The 15,075-nt window shown below is 58.8% G+C and carries 7 protein-coding genes, 1 tRNA gene and 3 pseudogenes; 4 read left to right on the top strand and 7 right to left on the bottom strand.

All coding sequences use genetic code 11. The annotated features are described in order from the left end of the window. The first annotated feature begins 30 nt into the window (after window positions 1–30). The 3 genes from pgsA (at window position 31) to ACA044_RS17330 (ending at window position 1,243) form a co-directional block, all read left to right on the top strand. Window positions 31–591 (top strand): CDP-diacylglycerol--glycerol-3-phosphate 3-phosphatidyltransferase, encoded by a 561-nt coding sequence (gene pgsA / locus ACA044_RS17340; protein WP_497442502.1) that lies wholly within the window; start codon window positions 31–33, stop codon window positions 589–591. Window positions 592–654: 63 nt separating this feature from the next. After that, window positions 655–730 (top strand) — tRNA-Gly (locus tag ACA044_RS17335). A gap of 213 nt (window positions 731–943) precedes the next feature. Beyond that, a complete protein-coding gene (locus tag ACA044_RS17330; RefSeq protein ID WP_497442501.1) occupies window positions 944–1,243 on the top strand; it encodes an Arm DNA-binding domain-containing protein in 300 nt (99 codons plus the stop codon). Window positions 1,244–1,544: 301 nt separating this feature from the next. Here the strand turns inward: ACA044_RS17330 and ACA044_RS17325 are convergent. From ACA044_RS17325 to ACA044_RS17295, 7 genes and pseudogenes are all read right to left on the bottom strand, one after another. Continuing rightward, window positions 1,545–1,900 (bottom strand): annotated as a pseudogene (locus ACA044_RS17325) (type II toxin-antitoxin system RelE/ParE family toxin). A 2-nt stretch (window positions 1,901–1,902) separates the two neighbouring features. Next, a pseudogene (locus ACA044_RS17320) lies at window positions 1,903–2,004 on the bottom strand (type II toxin-antitoxin system ParD family antitoxin); the annotation flags it as partial. 212 nt (window positions 2,005–2,216) lie between these two features. Beyond that, a complete protein-coding gene (locus tag ACA044_RS17315; protein ID WP_497442500.1) occupies window positions 2,217–2,942 on the bottom strand; it encodes a Crp/Fnr family transcriptional regulator in 726 nt (241 codons plus the stop codon). A 76-nt stretch (window positions 2,943–3,018) separates the two neighbouring features. Beyond that, window positions 3,019–11,679, bottom strand: coding sequence for a GH36-type glycosyl hydrolase domain-containing protein (locus ACA044_RS17310; protein WP_497442499.1), 8,661 nt, complete (start codon window positions 11,677–11,679; stop codon window positions 3,019–3,021). A gap of 357 nt (window positions 11,680–12,036) precedes the next feature. Next, window positions 12,037–12,418, bottom strand: a pseudogene (locus ACA044_RS17305) (malate dehydrogenase); the annotation flags it as partial. Window positions 12,419–12,828: 410 nt separating this feature from the next. Then, on the bottom strand, window positions 12,829–13,017 hold the full coding sequence (locus ACA044_RS17300; RefSeq protein WP_497442498.1) for a hypothetical protein: 189 nt from the start codon (window positions 13,015–13,017) through the stop codon (window positions 12,829–12,831). Window positions 13,018–13,041: 24 nt separating this feature from the next. Continuing rightward, the gene (locus ACA044_RS17295) at window positions 13,042–13,272 is read right to left on the bottom strand and encodes a hypothetical protein (RefSeq protein WP_493137010.1); all 231 of its coding nucleotides are present in this window, start codon (window positions 13,270–13,272) and stop codon (window positions 13,042–13,044) included. A 141-nt stretch (window positions 13,273–13,413) separates the two neighbouring features. Here ACA044_RS17295 and ACA044_RS17290 point away from each other — a divergent pair, with 141 nt between their 5' ends. Beyond that, a complete protein-coding gene (locus ACA044_RS17290; RefSeq protein WP_497442497.1) occupies window positions 13,414–15,069 on the top strand; it encodes a SulP family inorganic anion transporter in 1,656 nt (551 codons plus the stop codon). The last annotated feature ends 6 nt before the right edge of the window (window positions 15,070–15,075 follow it).

Here is a 15,075-nt window from a genome sequence, read left to right as displayed (position 1 = left end):
GCCCAACTCACCTCGTAGCCAGTTGTGCCGATGAATATCCCTAATCTGATTACCGTTTTACGCGTCCTGCTCATCCCGATCTTCATTTTGCTGTTTTACTTGCCTTACCACTGGAGCTATTTGGCGTCCGCCTCGGTCTTTGCATTTGCCGCCGCAACCGACTGGCTGGACGGGTATCTGGCCCGTCGTCTGGAACAAAGCACACCGTTCGGGGCCTTCCTTGATCCTGTTGCGGACAAGCTGATGGTCGCCGTTGCGCTGGTTCTGCTGGTGCAAGAGCATGGCAACCTGTGGCTCACGCTGCCGGCCGCTGTCATCATCGGTCGTGAAATTGTCGTCTCGGCACTGCGCGAGTGGATGGCCGAACTCGGTGCCCGCGCCCATGTAGCGGTGTCGAACCTGGGCAAGTGGAAAACCGCCGCGCAAATGCTGGCGCTGGTGATCCTGCTGGCCAATCCGTCGAGCTTCAGCTTCTGGGTCTTGATGGGGTACGCCTTGCTGCTGGTGTCCGCTGGCCTGACATTGTGGTCCATGGTCCAATACTTGCGGGCAGCCTGGCCGCATCTGAAAACGGACGTGGACAATAAATAAAACATTTTTGAATCAAAGGGTTGACGGGGCATCTGGATTCTATAGAATGCGCCTCACCAAGACGCGGGAATAGCTCAGTTGGTAGAGCACGACCTTGCCAAGGTCGGGGTCGCGAGTTCGAGTCTCGTTTCCCGCTCCAAATATTGTTCTACAGGCTTCTATTGAAGTCTGCAGAAACTGAAAAAAGAGGCTTCGGCCTCTTTTTTAGTTCCAGTAATTTCTTCTCGAAAGTACTAGCAGCCACGATTTTTTAGTACATTAATCCGGCGCTTGGTAGATCACTTTTTCGTGGGACTTAACTTATTGGAAACCGTACAAATCTCCTCCATCCAAACGAGACGGAGACTGTACGATGGCCCTCACCGATACCGCGGTCCGACACGCCAAACCCCGTGTCAAGAACTACACCCTTCCTGACTACGACGGCCTCGCTCTTTTCGTGAATACGAAAGGCGCCAAGTGCTGGCACTTCCGCTTTTCCTGGGCGGATAAGCAACCTCGTATTTCTCTCGGCACCTATCCTGAAATTAGCTTACGAGATGCTCGCGTTCTGCGTGATGTTGCCAGGGCGCTGGTCGCCAAGGGCATCGATCCGCGCGTTCATCGACGGCAGGAGCATAATGCCAGGCGTCTGGCCACGGAAAACACCTAAGAAGCGGTCTTTCAGCATTGACGTGATTTAAAGGCGTTGAGTCTGAGTATGTGCTGGAGGTGGTGCGCAAATTTAAACGTCGTGGTGCACTGACGGCGGCGGAGAAGTGCCGAACCAAGTCTGCTCTCCGGTACGTCATCGTCGCGGGAGGGCTCGAGACCAATCCGGCCGCCGACACTCGATAGTGTGGCAGTGCTTCGCCGAATCGGGCGACAGCGCTGGGCGCTCAGATTGAGGCGTAGAGGGATGTGCCTCAGCTTCGCTGTTCATGGCCAGTTAACCCTTTGGGCCGGGTCTGTGATCAGTCATTAGGCAAGTGCAACTGCACTTCCATGGCGTCATGAAGGAGTCGGACGACCTCGATCACGTCGTCGTTTACCACACGATAGAACACGATATGGCGTGGGCCTTTGACCATTCCATGGGCTGTTTGGCCTGCTGGCGTGAATAGATGAGGTGATAGTTGCGAAGGCCCGGTGCAAGCTCATCACGGTCGTGGCTGCCAATGCGATAAGGCGTGCCGGCGATAGCTTGCAGCGCGGTGAGGATCAGCGCCTGGTAGCGCTGGCGTGCTTGATCGCCGAACTGCGTCGGGGAGAGCCTGAGGATGTAGACAATGTCGGCGCGCGCCGCGTTGGAAATCCGATACGGCGGCATGCTCAGTGTTTCTCCCGCATGGGGAGGGCTGCCTCCAGACTCAACCCCTCGAGGTAGTGCTCCAGATCCCCTTCGTTCAACTGAGTAAAGCGCCCGTGCTCAAGTCCTCAAGCTGTTAAAGCACCGCTCCGTGGCACTGGGCATGGCCGGTTGCGCCGCCTTCTTTCAGGCGAGTTCGCCGGGCTTAACTGACTTTCCTGTCCCATTGCTCCCCAGACCCCATGAAGCTCCCAGCGTTAAGCTCAAGAAAGCAGTGCATCTGAAGTCTAGTGTGACAGTAAATCACCCTGCATTTGATGCATAGCCATTACCCGCATCACTCGTCCTGACGACGGGTGTAATGCAACAGCCGATCGGTTTCGGTCTTGACCGCCAAGTAGCACTCGCAGCTGAGCCGTTCAAGGCGCGCTCTATCCAGAACCGTGATCTGGCCCCGACTGTATTCGATGACGCCTTGACGCTGCAGTTTGCCCGCCGCTTCCGTGACGCCTTCGCGGCGCACGCCCAGCATGTTGGCGATCAGCTCCTGGGTCATGTTTAGGCGATTGCCGTGCAGGCGATCCAGCGACAACAGCAGCCAACGACACAATTGCTGATCGATCGAATGGTGGCGATTGCACAAGGCGGTCTGTGACATCTGCGTGATCAGCGCCTGGGTGTAACGCAGCATCAGCAGGAGCAGATCGCCATGACGGTTGAACTCTTTCTTGAGTTTTTGCCCCGGCAGGCGAAATGCACCGCCGGCACTTTGCACCACCGCCCGACTGGAGGTGCTTTCGCCGCCCATGAACAGCGCAATGCCGATCAAACCCTCGTTTCCGACCACGGCGATTTCTGCTGACGAGCCGTTTTCCGTGACATGCAGCAGGGAGACGATGGCGTCGGTCGGGAAGTAAACGTGCCGCAAGGTGTCCCCCGGTTCATACAGCACATCGCCCAGCGCCAGACTGACCTGCTCCAGGTGCGGAACAAGGCGCTGGAGGTCGACGGCCGGGAGCGCCGCGAGTAGATGATTGTGGCTTGGATCGGGGGAGGCATGCATAGCAGAGCATCCGTGGCGCAACAGGGGCGTGCCCGCTCAGGGTACTCCCATGCACGCCATGGCTGGTGATCAATGTCTATTCATCGGCGGCATGCTCGAATTCCAGCGCCTGAGGCCTGGGTGACCGGGCGCGACAATCTACCCGGACCCAATGCTCCTGACCGCCGTCATCCAGTGTCAGCGCAGCGTCACTCAATGGCTGGCCATCGAGGGTCATGGAGGTGAAGGTCGAACTGCCCTGACGCACATCAAAGTGGTAGAGGGTTTTGCCGAAGCGGTAGTGCAAGAGGAAGCCCGGCCAGTCGACGGGTATCAGCGGTTCGATTCTGAGCGTGCGGCCGCTGCGTTGTACGCCCAGCAACGACTCGACAATCAGCCGGTACATCCAGCCCGCAGAACCGGTGTACCAGGTCCAGCCACCTCGGCCGGCATGGGGGGCGGTGCCGTAGACATCCGCGGCCATGACATAGGGCTCGACCTTATAGGTCTCGATTTGAGCGTTGTTGGCAGGCGCGGCGGGGTTGATCAGATCCAGCAGTTCCCAGGCTTTGCCGGCTTCACCCAACTGAGCAAACGCCATGCCCGCCCAAACGGCAGCATGGGTGTACTGACCTCCGTTCTCGCGCACGCCTGGCACGTAGCCCTTGATGTAGCCGGGGTCCAGGGCGCCCTTGTCAAACGGGGGATCCAGCAGCAACACGGCGCGGATGTCACGTTTGATCAGATGCTCATCCAATGCCTGCATGGCCTTAATCTGGCGGACGGCAGAGCCGGCCCCCGACAGCACTGACCAGCTTTGAGCAATGGAATCGATACGACATTCTTCATTGCTCGCCGAGCCGAGCATTTGTCCGTCATCGAACCAGGCGCGGCGATACCAGGCGCCGTCCCAGGCCGTTTGATCGAGGTTGCGTTGCAGTGTCACCGCGCTGTCACTGCAGCGTTTGGCAAATGCGTGATCACCGTTCAGGCGAGCGGTCACCGCAAATTGCTCCAGCACCTGATAGCTGAAGAAGCCCAGCCAGACACTTTCACCTGCACCCAGGTGGCCGACGCGATTCATGCCGTCGTTCCAGTCACCGGAGCCCATCAGCGGCAACCCGTGATGACCGCGGCGCAGGCTGTGTTCGATGGCACGCACGCAGTGTTGATACAGGGACTCTCGCAGGGGCGATTCACCGGGGAGGTCATAGTAGGACTCTTCGCCGGCCACCAGTTGGCGTCCTTCCAGGTACCCGGCGACCTCTTCCAGCACACCCACGTCTGCGGTCATTTCGACATAGCGGTTGGTGGCGGCCACCAGCCACAAAAAGTCATCGGAGCAGGCGGTGCGGACCCCTCGATTCATCGGCGGGTGCCACCAGTGTTGCACGTCGCCTTCCACATACTGATGGCCGGCGCACAGCAACAGGTGCGCGCGCACGGCTGCCGGATCGGCATGGATCATCGCCATGCTGTCCTGCAGCTGATCGCGAAAACCGATGGCGCCACCTGACTGGTAGTAGCCGCTTCGGGCCTGGAAACGGCACGCGATCACCTGATACATCAACCAGCCGTTGACCATGACGTCGACTGCAGGGGTGCCCGTTTCAATACGAATCGCCCCGAGCAATGAGCGCCAGTGTTCCCGTACTTTATGCAATTCCTCGGCGGCCACCAGGCTGCCCCGATAACGCTGCACCAGCTGGGTGGCGGCGTTACTGGAAGACGCCGCCCCCAGACGCAGGATGACTTCCCGGGTATCGCCCTCGCCGAGTTCGATCGACACTTGCAGGGCGGCACAAGGGTCCAGACCGCCGCCCACGCGCCCGGACAGACCGGCGTGCTGCATCGCTGCCGGTGAGGCGAGGGTGCCATTGCGGCCAATGAATTCAGTACGGTCACCGCTGACACCGTGATCGATCGTGTCGGTGTCAAAGAACGCCACCCACTCGGAAAACTCCACCGAGTAGGCGTTGCGGGCGAAGAAGGCCCCGCTGGCGGGATCTGATTGGGTGACCACATGCATCGCCGATTTGCTGCGCAGATCGCCCAGCACCCATTCCACGTACCCTGTGACAGACAATGACCGGCGGCGTCCCGAGCGGTTGCTCAACACTAGCCGCGAGAATTTGATCGGCGCATCCAGCGCCACGTAGATCCACAGCTCGCTGTAAATGCCGTCTTCTTCATGTTCGAACACGCTGTAACCGAAACCGTGACGGGTCTGGTACGTGCCTTGTCCGGGGCAGGGTTGAGGCGCTGCAGACCAGAAGTGCCCGGTCTCTTCATCACGCAGGTAAATGGCTTCGCCGCTGCGATCGGTGACCGGATCGTTATGCCAGGGCGTCAGGCGAAATTCATGGGCGTTTTCGGCCCAGGTATAGGCACTGCCGGCTTCCGAGACCACCGTGCCGAGATGCGCATTGGCGATCACGTTGACCCAGGGCGCGGGTGTCGGATCGGGCGCGAGCCCGGTGATGATGTACTCACCGCCATCGGCGCTGAAGCCGCCATAATCGTTGCTCAACAGCAGGAAGGGACGGTTCGGTCGTACCGCTGCCGGCCGAGCCTGAAAAAGCCGGGTCGCCACAAACGGCGCGTGCACCGGTGATACTTTGCGGCGGTGAATCTGTTCGGCCAGGCTGCCCAGATCTTCGCTCAGCACCAGTCTGGCAACCGAGAGGAACAGCACGCGATCTTCATTCGACATCTGCTGCGCGGGGCGCACAAAAATCCCGCCCGGACGATCCAGTAGCGTGGATTCACTGCCTGAGGTGATAAGGCCGAGGATCGCGTCTTGCAGTTGCTGGCGATAACCCACCTGATCTTCGTTCCAGATCAGCAAATCGACCACCAACCCTTTTTGCCGCCAGTAGGCGTGGGCCTGAATCAATTGCTGCACCAGGGCGATGTTGTCCAGGCTCTGGATTTGCAGCAACACGATGGGCAGGTCGCCGGAGATGGCCTGCCCCCAAAGCCCCGGCTGATTGCGGCGATTGGCAATCAGCACCGCATGGTTGGCGCGCATCGAGGCATTCGCATAAAGCAACGACGAGGCCATCTGCTCGAACAGACGGGCATCGGACAACGAGGCATTGAGCTGACGCAAAAGCACCTGGCTATGGGTCCAGGACAGGTCGAACACGCGGTCGGCGAGGTGGCGGTCGCGGTACTTGTTGATGAGGTAAAGGCAGTCATCACGGCTGTCGGCGACACCGGTGACCAAGTCGATGGTGGCCTGTTGGCCGGGTTGCAGGGTAATCCTGCAGCGAATCGCGATCACCGGATCGAGCACCGGGCCTGCACTGCCTGACAAGCGCTGGCAATCGGCATCAAGGGCGGCGGGTGACACGAGGCTGCGTCCTCGGCCGATGAACCGGGCGCGATCGGTTTCGTACGAGATCGCATCGATGTCCACCCCGTGTGCCGCCAGCAAATGGCACATCCACGGCGTCGGTTCATCGCTGGCCCGTGGTCGGCGGCTGCAGATAATAGCCTGAAGCGCAGGCAGTAATTCGGTCTGCACGAACAGCTTGCTGAACGCCGGGTGCATCGCGTCGTTGACCGGGGTTGTCAGCACGACTTCGGCGTAGGTGGTGATCTCCAGTGTCTTGGCCGAAGACGCTCGGTTGGTGACATGCAGGCGGCGCAGTTCGATGTCGTCTTCAGGCGAGACAACAATCTCCAAGTGTGTGTCGAAATCCTGGTTGCGCGCACGGAACTCTGCACGGGAATCGCAGAAGATCGCCTCGTGGCTCTCGGGTTGATGCATCGTCGGTTGATGCGCAGCCGACCAGACCGTGTTGCTCTGGACATCGCGCAGGTAGCAGAACATCCCCCAATTGTCCTGTGAGGTGTCCTCCTGCCAACGGGTGATCGCCATTTCATTACGGCGGCTGTAACCACCGCCGCCGCTGGTCAGCATGACGTGGTAGCGACCGTTGGAGAGCAACTGCACGGCCGGACGCTTGCGTCCCGGATCAGAGAACACCCGAAGCCCCGTATCCTGGCCTTGGCCGACATCGCCGAGTACCGGCGACTGTGCGGTTTGCAGGTACGGCGCGGCGGATTTCGGCACCCGCTCCTGTAGCAGCAGCAGGGCTGATCGCAGTGCCGGGTCGGCCTCGAATCGCTGTTGCATGGGTTGATCGAGCAGTCGGCTGGTCAAGGCCAGCAAGCTCATGCCCTGGTGGTGAGCCATGAACGACCGGACCACGACGAAGTGTTTGCCGCGCGGTAAGCGGGCCTCGGTGTAATCCACGGCTTCATACAGACCGAAACGTCCGGCAGAGCCTTGCAGGGCGAGGCGTTGCAGGTTCTTGCAGGCCGCATCGGCATCGGCATCGGCATCGACCATCAACGCCAGGGCGCTGGCGTAGGGCGCTATCACGACGTCATTGCTCAGCCCGCGCTGGAGCCCCAGGGCCTGAACGCCGAAGGCGCGGTATTGATAATTGAAGTGCGCGTCAACGGTGGAGTAACCCGACTCCGAAACGCCCCAGGGAATGCCCAGCCTGCTGCCCTGTTCGATCTGCACCGACACGGCGGCGCGGCAAGTCTGGTCCAGCAGGCTGCCCTCGAAGTTGGGCATCACCAGCATCGGCATGAGGTATTCGAACATCGAGCCCGACCAGGACAGCAACGTTGGTACGCCCGCGTTTTCACTCAGCAGCCTTCCCAGGGTGAACCAGGCGCGTTGGGGGATTTGTCCCTGAGCGATGGCCACGTAATTGGTCAGCCGCACCTCGGACGCCAGCAGGTCGTAGTAACCGGTGTCGAGCCTGCGCTCCTCGGCGTTGTAACCGATGACAAACAGGTCACGCTGGTGGTCGTAAAGCAACGAGAAATCCATCTGCGCCAGCGACGTCGCCAATACAGCCAGACGCTTCAGGGTTTCCAGACGCTGTGCGGCGTCACTGCGGACCCGCTCGATTTCAGGGTGATGCTCGGCGGCCCAGTCGGCGGGGTTCAGGCCGGCCAGTTGACGCAAGGTGCGAGGCGATTCAATCGTGACCGAGGGGGCAGGGAGGCGATAACGCTGCAGTTCTTCTGTCCAGTCGATGCATTGACGGGTAAACGCTTCTCGCCAGTAGAGGCTTTCCTCGTCGGTGTCCGCTGGCTGGCTGGTGACCATGATGCGAGCCGTGTGCAGCAGGTCTGCCAGCGCCTCAGGGGTCGCAATTTGCGAGACCGGTTCAAGGCCTTTTCTCAGTGGCAGGGCGTATTCATCCGCCCCCGAGGCGTGTTGGGAATCTGCAAGGATGTCCAGGGTATCGCGCAGGCCCTTGATCACGGCAGGGCCGAACATCGGGGCGTCTGCCAGCTGCGCAATGCCGGTGCTCAAGGTCAACAGCAGGCCCGCCAGGTTGCCGCTGTCGACGGTGGAGACGTAATGCGTACGCAGCGGCTCGAGGGTCTGCGTGTCGTACCAGTTATAGAAATGCTGCCGATAACGCTCCAGACCTTCCATGCTGTCCAGCGACGCCGCCAGCCGGGACAGCAGCCGTTCAGTGCTCAAGTAAGCGAAATCGTGAGCGGCCAGGTGGGCGAGCAGCGACATGCCCATATTGGTCGGCGAGGTGCGATGGGCAATGGCAGGCCTGGGGTCTTCCTGCACGTTGTCCGGTGGCAACCAGTGATCCTCGGGCCCGACGTATTGATCGAAGAACGCCCAGGTTTTGCGCGCCAGCAACCGCAGGAAGCGCAAATCATCCGTCGACGGTACGAACACCGACTGCTTGGGTGCCGAACTGAGCCACCAAGCGATCCAGGGGCCCACTAACCACGACAGCAGCAGCGGACTGGCGATGGCCAGCGTCTGCGGATCCTTCACCAGCAGGGCCAGTGAGATCAGGGCCGATACCGGCTCGATCCACATCTGGCGATAGAGGCCGGACAGCCGGTTTACGGTGGTGCGCTCCACCTCGCGCGAGGGCTGCCATTGCAACAGCCGGCGTCTGCTGAAGCTGATTCGCCAGAGCGAGCGCAGGATGGCGTCAGCGCTGTAGAACATCTCGAAGGGCAGCCAGGCGAGCGTCAGACCAGCCCGGGCGAGGTCTTGTGCCAGATCACCCAGAAGCGCCCTGAGGTACTGCCCATAGGACACATTAGCGGGGAGCTGCATCAGATCGGTCACCGCTCGCAGCAACGGTTGAATCACCATCAACCCGATGACAGTCAGGGTCCAGTTCATTGGCTGACTGCTGGCAAACCAGCCCCATGCGAACATCAGCAACAGCGCCAGCGGTTCCAGGCTGCGTCGCAGATTGTCCAGAATCTTCCAGCGTGCCATGACGCTCAGCCTGTTGCGCACCCACTTACCGTCGGCATTGCGCGCCCAGGGCAATGTCCACGGCAGCAGTTGCCAGTCGCCGCGAACCCAGCGATGCCGTCGTTTGACATCGGCACCGTAACGCGAAGGGTATTGCTCGTAGACTTGCACGTCGCTGAGCAGGCCGGATCGTGCATAACACCCTTCGATCAGGTCGTGGCTGAGAATCTGGTTATCCGGCAAGCAACCTTCCAGGGCGCAGGTGAATGCGTCCACGTCGTAGATGCCCTTGCCGATGAAGGAACCTTGCTGGAACAGGTCCTGGTAAACGTCCGATACCGTGCGAGTGTAGGGATCGACGCCGGCATCACTGCCAAACAGCCGGGCGTAGATCGAGCGCGTGGCGCTGGTCAAGCTGATGCCCACTCGCGGTTGCAACACCGCGTAGCCGAAAATGATCTGCTCACCGTCACTGTCGAACAACGGACGATTCAAAGGGTGCATCATGGCCGCCACGCATTGGCGCGCGACATCGCGCGGCAGCAGGGTGTCGGTGTCCAGCGTGATCACGTAACGCACCCCGCGCAATGGCGTGATGTCGCCGACGATGGCGTTGAAGCGTTCCTCTCCATGGCCACGCAACAGGGCGTTGAGTTCAATCAGCTTGCCGCGTTTGCGCTCGTGGCCCATCCACACACGTTCGCTCGCATTCCAGCGACGCGGCCGATGCAGCAGAAAGAATCGGTCGCCGAGTCCGTCCGCGTATTTTCGGTTGAGCAGGGTGATTGCACGGGAGGCTTGTGTGAGCAGCTCGGCATCTTGCGGCTGAGACTCTTCAGGCGCATCCAGAAAATCGCTGAGCAACGCGAAATACAGGTTGCTGTCGCGGTTGGCGAGAAACCGCACTTCAAGACCTTCCACCAGTTCGTCCACGTCTGCCAGGCTGGCGATCAGCGTCGGGATCACCACCAGGCTTCGCGCGCCATCGGGAATACCGCTGGCAAAATCCATTTTCGGTAGCGTCGTCGGCAACAGACTGAACGTCACCAACCAGTTGATCAGGCTGATCGCCAGTCGGCTGGTCATGATCAGGCATGGAATCGCCATCATCAGAAGCGCCGCATCGGGCATCCCGTCGCGCTGCGCGGAGGCCAGTAAAGGCCAGGCAAAGATGAGCGTCAGAACAGCCACCGGCGCCAGATAAAACATCAGCGGCGACTGCTGCAACAACCGTTTCCAGCGCTCATGAAGCGGCACCCTGGCATTGAGTCGTCGCTCCAGCGTCGGCAGCCCTGCGCTGATCAGGTAATACCCGACATGGCGCGCCAGCAGTTCGCAGGGGACTGAGGCGGTTCCGGTCGCGGCGAGATTGATCGCGGCGCGGGCGACCTGGATTTCCGAGTGTTGGGGGCTTCTTCGGGCAAGGCGTTCTATGACATGCCGGTAGCTGTCGCGGGTACTGAAATCCATCGCCCGGTAAATTTCTGCCGGGTCTTCATTGAGAATCTGCGCGACATGACTCATCGACTCGACAAACTCGCGCCAGTCCGTGGCGGACAGGAGGCGCAAACTGCCGATGCTGTTGCCAATCGACACCTGATCCGCTGCCTGTTGTTGCGCATCGAGCTGCACCTGGCGTTCGATGCTGGAGCCTGTCTCACTCAGCGTCTGCTCCATCCAGTTCAGCGCCAGGGCCAGCGCCGCGCTCTGGCCCTGCAGGCGGCGGGTGAATTCAGCGACAAAGGCGGCGGTCATCGGAGGTGCGGAGCGGGCCATGTCGGCAACGGTCAGCACCACGCTTTTGATGTCTCGTTCCGAGGTTTCGATCAGGTGTTCGGCCCAGTCATCGGCCAGATTGCGCTCGTCGGCGTTGGCCATGACCCTGGAGGCCACTCGCCGCAGGTTTTCGATCAACGCCAGACGCAGCATGATCGGTATCGCCCACAGTTCGCCCAGCGCAAGCGGCATCACTGTCTGATAGGAAAAAATGAAGCGGCTCAGGCTTTCCTCATCGACTCGACCGTCGCCATGGGAGATGGTCTCCAGCGCGATGTCATAGACGCGAGGCAGGCCCGCCGACGGGCCGTTGATCAGGCGTGGCAACTCACGGCTATAGCCTTTGGGCAGGTGCGTTCTGGCGGTGCGAATGTTTTCCTCGATCAGATAGTAATTGTCCAGCAGCCATTCCGCTGCTGGCGTCACTCGTCGGCTGGACACTTGCGCGTTGGCTAGCGCCGTGCTGCTGCGTTTGAGCAACTCCTCGTTGTCATCGAGCCTGTGCAGCATCGAGTCCCGTGCGGACAGCGTGGTCAGGCGATGCTGCCCGGCCAGGGCGATGCCGTGACTGGCCATCTGATCGGCGCTGAAAAGCTCCGAGCGCAATATGGGCTCGTATTTGAATCGGGGTGGAGGAAACAGAGGGGTTCGCCAAAAACCGGACGAGCGAGAAAATACCTTCTGTAGGCGTGTCCATATGCTGTTCATAAGGTCCTGAGCCTGAAACGCATCATACAATTGCGTGCATTTTTATAGGTGCGCCAACGCATTGCGCCAGCACCGAGCAGCGCTTGGTGGACGTAGCTTTTCAACTTGAGTGTGGAGACTTGGAGGACTGTTCGTCTGTTCGCTGGCGAACATAGCCAGCGCTCCTTGGATGCGGTCCACATTGCAGGCGGTATTGCTCGGACGCGGGGCGGGATTTATCCAGTCTCTCCGCGTTTTGTCGACCCCGCATTGGCGGCTAGTGAACCGCAGGGCTCATTTTGGGCTTTGCCGGCCTGATACTGCTATCAGCGCAGGCGGAGTAATTCATCCGTAACGGTGTTCGATGGAGATGAACTACCAGGTGTCGGCAATGCGCACGACGGTATCGATAAAGGCCTGGGAGCTCTCCGCATTGACTTCGATATCGATTGAATCGATGCCGGCAAAACGCTTGAACAGCAATGCTTTGCCTTCCATGACCGGCTTACTGGCCAAGGGACCTAAGTTGCCGAGGCCCAGAATGGCCGTGCCGTTGGTGATCACGGCGACCAGATTCCCTTTTCCGGTAAAGCGATAGGCGTTCTCCGGGTCCTTCGCGATTTCGCGAACGGGCTCAGCTACGCCTGGCCAGTGCGAGTTGGGCGGCTGTGTCGGCAGGCTTGCTCAGCTCAATGCTGATTTTCCCTGGGGTTGGGAATTTATGGTAATCCAGTGCAGCCTTCTTGAAGTCGGTAGTCATGCGAGCCCCTAATTAGACGTTGATTACAATGACATGTTAACACTATTATAATGCAAGGCAATGAAGTCCTGACCCACAGACCAGGGTCAAATTGCCGGCTTGAACGCTGCTGATGAAGGGGTTTGTCAGCCAGCAGACCAACTCTATTGGCCCTAAGACTTCAGGGCGGGCCTGTATTTCTTGGTCAATAGAGATCCTCCTATGCTTGAACCCGTCTTAGGCCGCTTCGTGTGGCCATTTTTTTGCGCGTTCGAATGCCCAATGTGCCACGTCCTAAGCTCGACACATTGGGATTCAGAGTTTTCTCATCGCTTCTTGGATTTGATCCGCGTACTTCGATAATTGCGTGAATTCGTGACCCAGTTACATAAGGGCCTCTGCGTGGGTCATTAAGTCCAGATCAGCGTTGATCAGTGGTCTGGGTTTGGCGAGGCGTGGTGAATTCGCGGAAAGGTATGCAGTGCGTCGATTCTTTCTTTAAGTGTGGCCGCATAGTCCTTCGCCCCTTGCTCAGTACGAAATTGAATACTGCGGCTACCGAAACAAACAGACCAAAGCTCTTCGCTTTGACTGGTCAGATGCTCAATCTTTACTGACATGATCAAACTCCCTGAGTGCAACTGTCAGAAATGAACTTCGGCGGACTTGATACCAAGCTCGCGAAGCTCATGGATCAGATCATCGAGGTGTCCAAATGACTCAATCTCCTCGTTGTCATTGACCAGAAAATAGCTTCTCCCTGCATCCTTTTTGAAAAGAATGATCCACTCGTGCGTGTTGGCCGGATTGGCTATCACATGCGTGTCGAAGTGCATGCCTTCACCGTGTTTGGTTTTGACGTCTTCGCGTTTCATGCGGGGTCTCCGGGCATATGGTTTAGCTCTCTGAGCACCGAATCTACAGCGTCGCAGGTGTCGTACCGAGGCTAGGCCAATTGCTTTGCTATTATCACTAGGTGTGAATAGTATGCACATGCCATCAGAGCGAGGATAGTCATGATTGCGATACGAGAAGCTTGGAAAGCGGGCTTGTTAGGGCGCGAGCACTGGCTTCGAAATATCGTCTCAGGGGTCATCGTCGGCGTCGTGGCGCTGCCCTTGGCCATGGCATTTGCCATTGCCTCTGGCGTCAAGCCGGAACAGGGGATCTACACGGCCATTGTGGGTGGTTTGCTGGTTTCGCTGTTCGGCGGAAGCCGGCTTCAGATTGCTGGCCCCACAGGGGCGTTCATCGTCATTCTGGCCAGCGTGACGGCCAAGTACGGCGTTGATGGCTTGCAGATCGCGACAATGATGGCCGGGGCAATTTTATTACTGCTCGGTATCACCAAGCTTGGCGCACTCATCAAGTTCATCCCTGACCCCGTGATTGTGGGATTCACCGCCGGCATCGGGGTGATTATTTGGGTCGGGCAATGGAAAGACTTTTTGGGCTTGCCGAAAATCAGTGGTGACCATTTCCACGAGCGGCTGTGGCACCTCATCCAGGCACTACCCAGCCTTCATGTGCCCACGACACTGTTAGCCCTGTTGAGCCTGGTGTTGGTGATCCTCGCGCCTAAACTACCCGGTGTAAGGCGTGTTCCTGGCCCCCTGATCGCCATGGTCGTTGTGACAGCATTGCATTCCTATTTTCAATTCGACGGAGTGGCCACGATCGGAAGTGCATTTGGGGGCATTCCTCAAGGGCTTCCCCAAATAGGCCTTCCTGAAATAACGCTGCCGCAGGTCATTGAGTTGATTGGCCCTGCGTTTGCGATCGCGATGCTGGGGGCGATCGAGTCGCTGCTCTCTGCTGTTGTTGCCGACGGGATGGCCGGTACCAAACATGATTCCAATCAGGAGTTAATCGGACAAGGCATTGCTAACCTGGTCACTCCTCTGTTTGGTGGCTTTGCTGCGACTGGCGCGATCGCTCGAACAGCAACCAACATCCGCTATGGTGGCAACAGCCCAATCGCGGGTTTTGCACACGCTCTCACTTTGATTTTACTGATCCTCTTCTTGGCGCCTTTGGCTTCGGATATCCCGCTGTGTGCATTGGCTGCGATCTTATTCGTGGTCGCTTACAACATGAGCGAACTGAAACACTTCAAACGCATGGTCAAACGAGCCCCCCAAGCCGACGTTGCCATCCTGTTAATCACCTTCAGCCTGACCGTTTTCAGTGATCTGACGATTGCCGTGAACATTGGGGTCATTCTCGCCATGCTGCAATTTATGCGTCGTATGGCGTCTTCTGTAGAGATTCAGCTAATGGTTGAAAAAGAGCTGGAGGTAGAGTTGCGTATGAATGGGCATGTACATCTTCCCCCCGGTATTTTGGTTTACACCATTGAGGGGCCTCTCTTCTTTGGCGCAGCAGAAACCTTTGAGCGCGTTTTGGCTCAAACACACACCGATCCTGGGACTTTGATTATTCGACTAAAGCGAGTGCCGTTCATGGATATCACGGGCTTACAAACACTGCTCGAAGTCATTGAGCAGCTGCGCAAGCGCAGCATCGTCGTGAAGTTGTGTGAAGCCAACGAGAAAGTCCTCGGCAAGCTCGACAGGGCAGGGATTCTTCAGGCACTCGGCTCAGAGCATTATCATGCCGACTTCAGTGGCGCACTGGGCAGTTATGTCGAGATCGACAAGACCCAAGGCTAGAGATGG

Source organism: Pseudomonas sp. LBUM1673 (assembly GCF_059695645.1).
The sequence above is the reverse complement of the archived record's forward strand: the minus strand, read 5'-3'. Positions and strand labels throughout refer to the sequence as shown.

Coding starts and splice junctions, on each gene's coding strand:
- ACA044_RS17290 (WP_497442497.1), top strand. CDS start 13,414: ATGATTGCGATACGAGAAGCTTGGAAAGCGGGCTTGTTAGGGCGCGAG.
- ACA044_RS17295 (WP_493137010.1), bottom strand. CDS start 13,272: ATGAAACGCGAAGACGTCAAAACCAAACACGGTGAAGGCATGCACTTC.
- ACA044_RS17315 (WP_497442500.1), bottom strand. CDS start 2,942: ATGCATGCCTCCCCCGATCCAAGCCACAATCATCTACTCGCGGCGCTC.
- pgsA (WP_497442502.1), top strand. CDS start 31: ATGAATATCCCTAATCTGATTACCGTTTTACGCGTCCTGCTCATCCCG.
- ACA044_RS17310 (WP_497442499.1), bottom strand. CDS start 11,679: ATGAACAGCATATGGACACGCCTACAGAAGGTATTTTCTCGCTCGTCC.
- ACA044_RS17300 (WP_497442498.1), bottom strand. CDS start 13,017: ATGTCAGTAAAGATTGAGCATCTGACCAGTCAAAGCGAAGAGCTTTGG.
- ACA044_RS17330 (WP_497442501.1), top strand. CDS start 944: ATGGCCCTCACCGATACCGCGGTCCGACACGCCAAACCCCGTGTCAAG.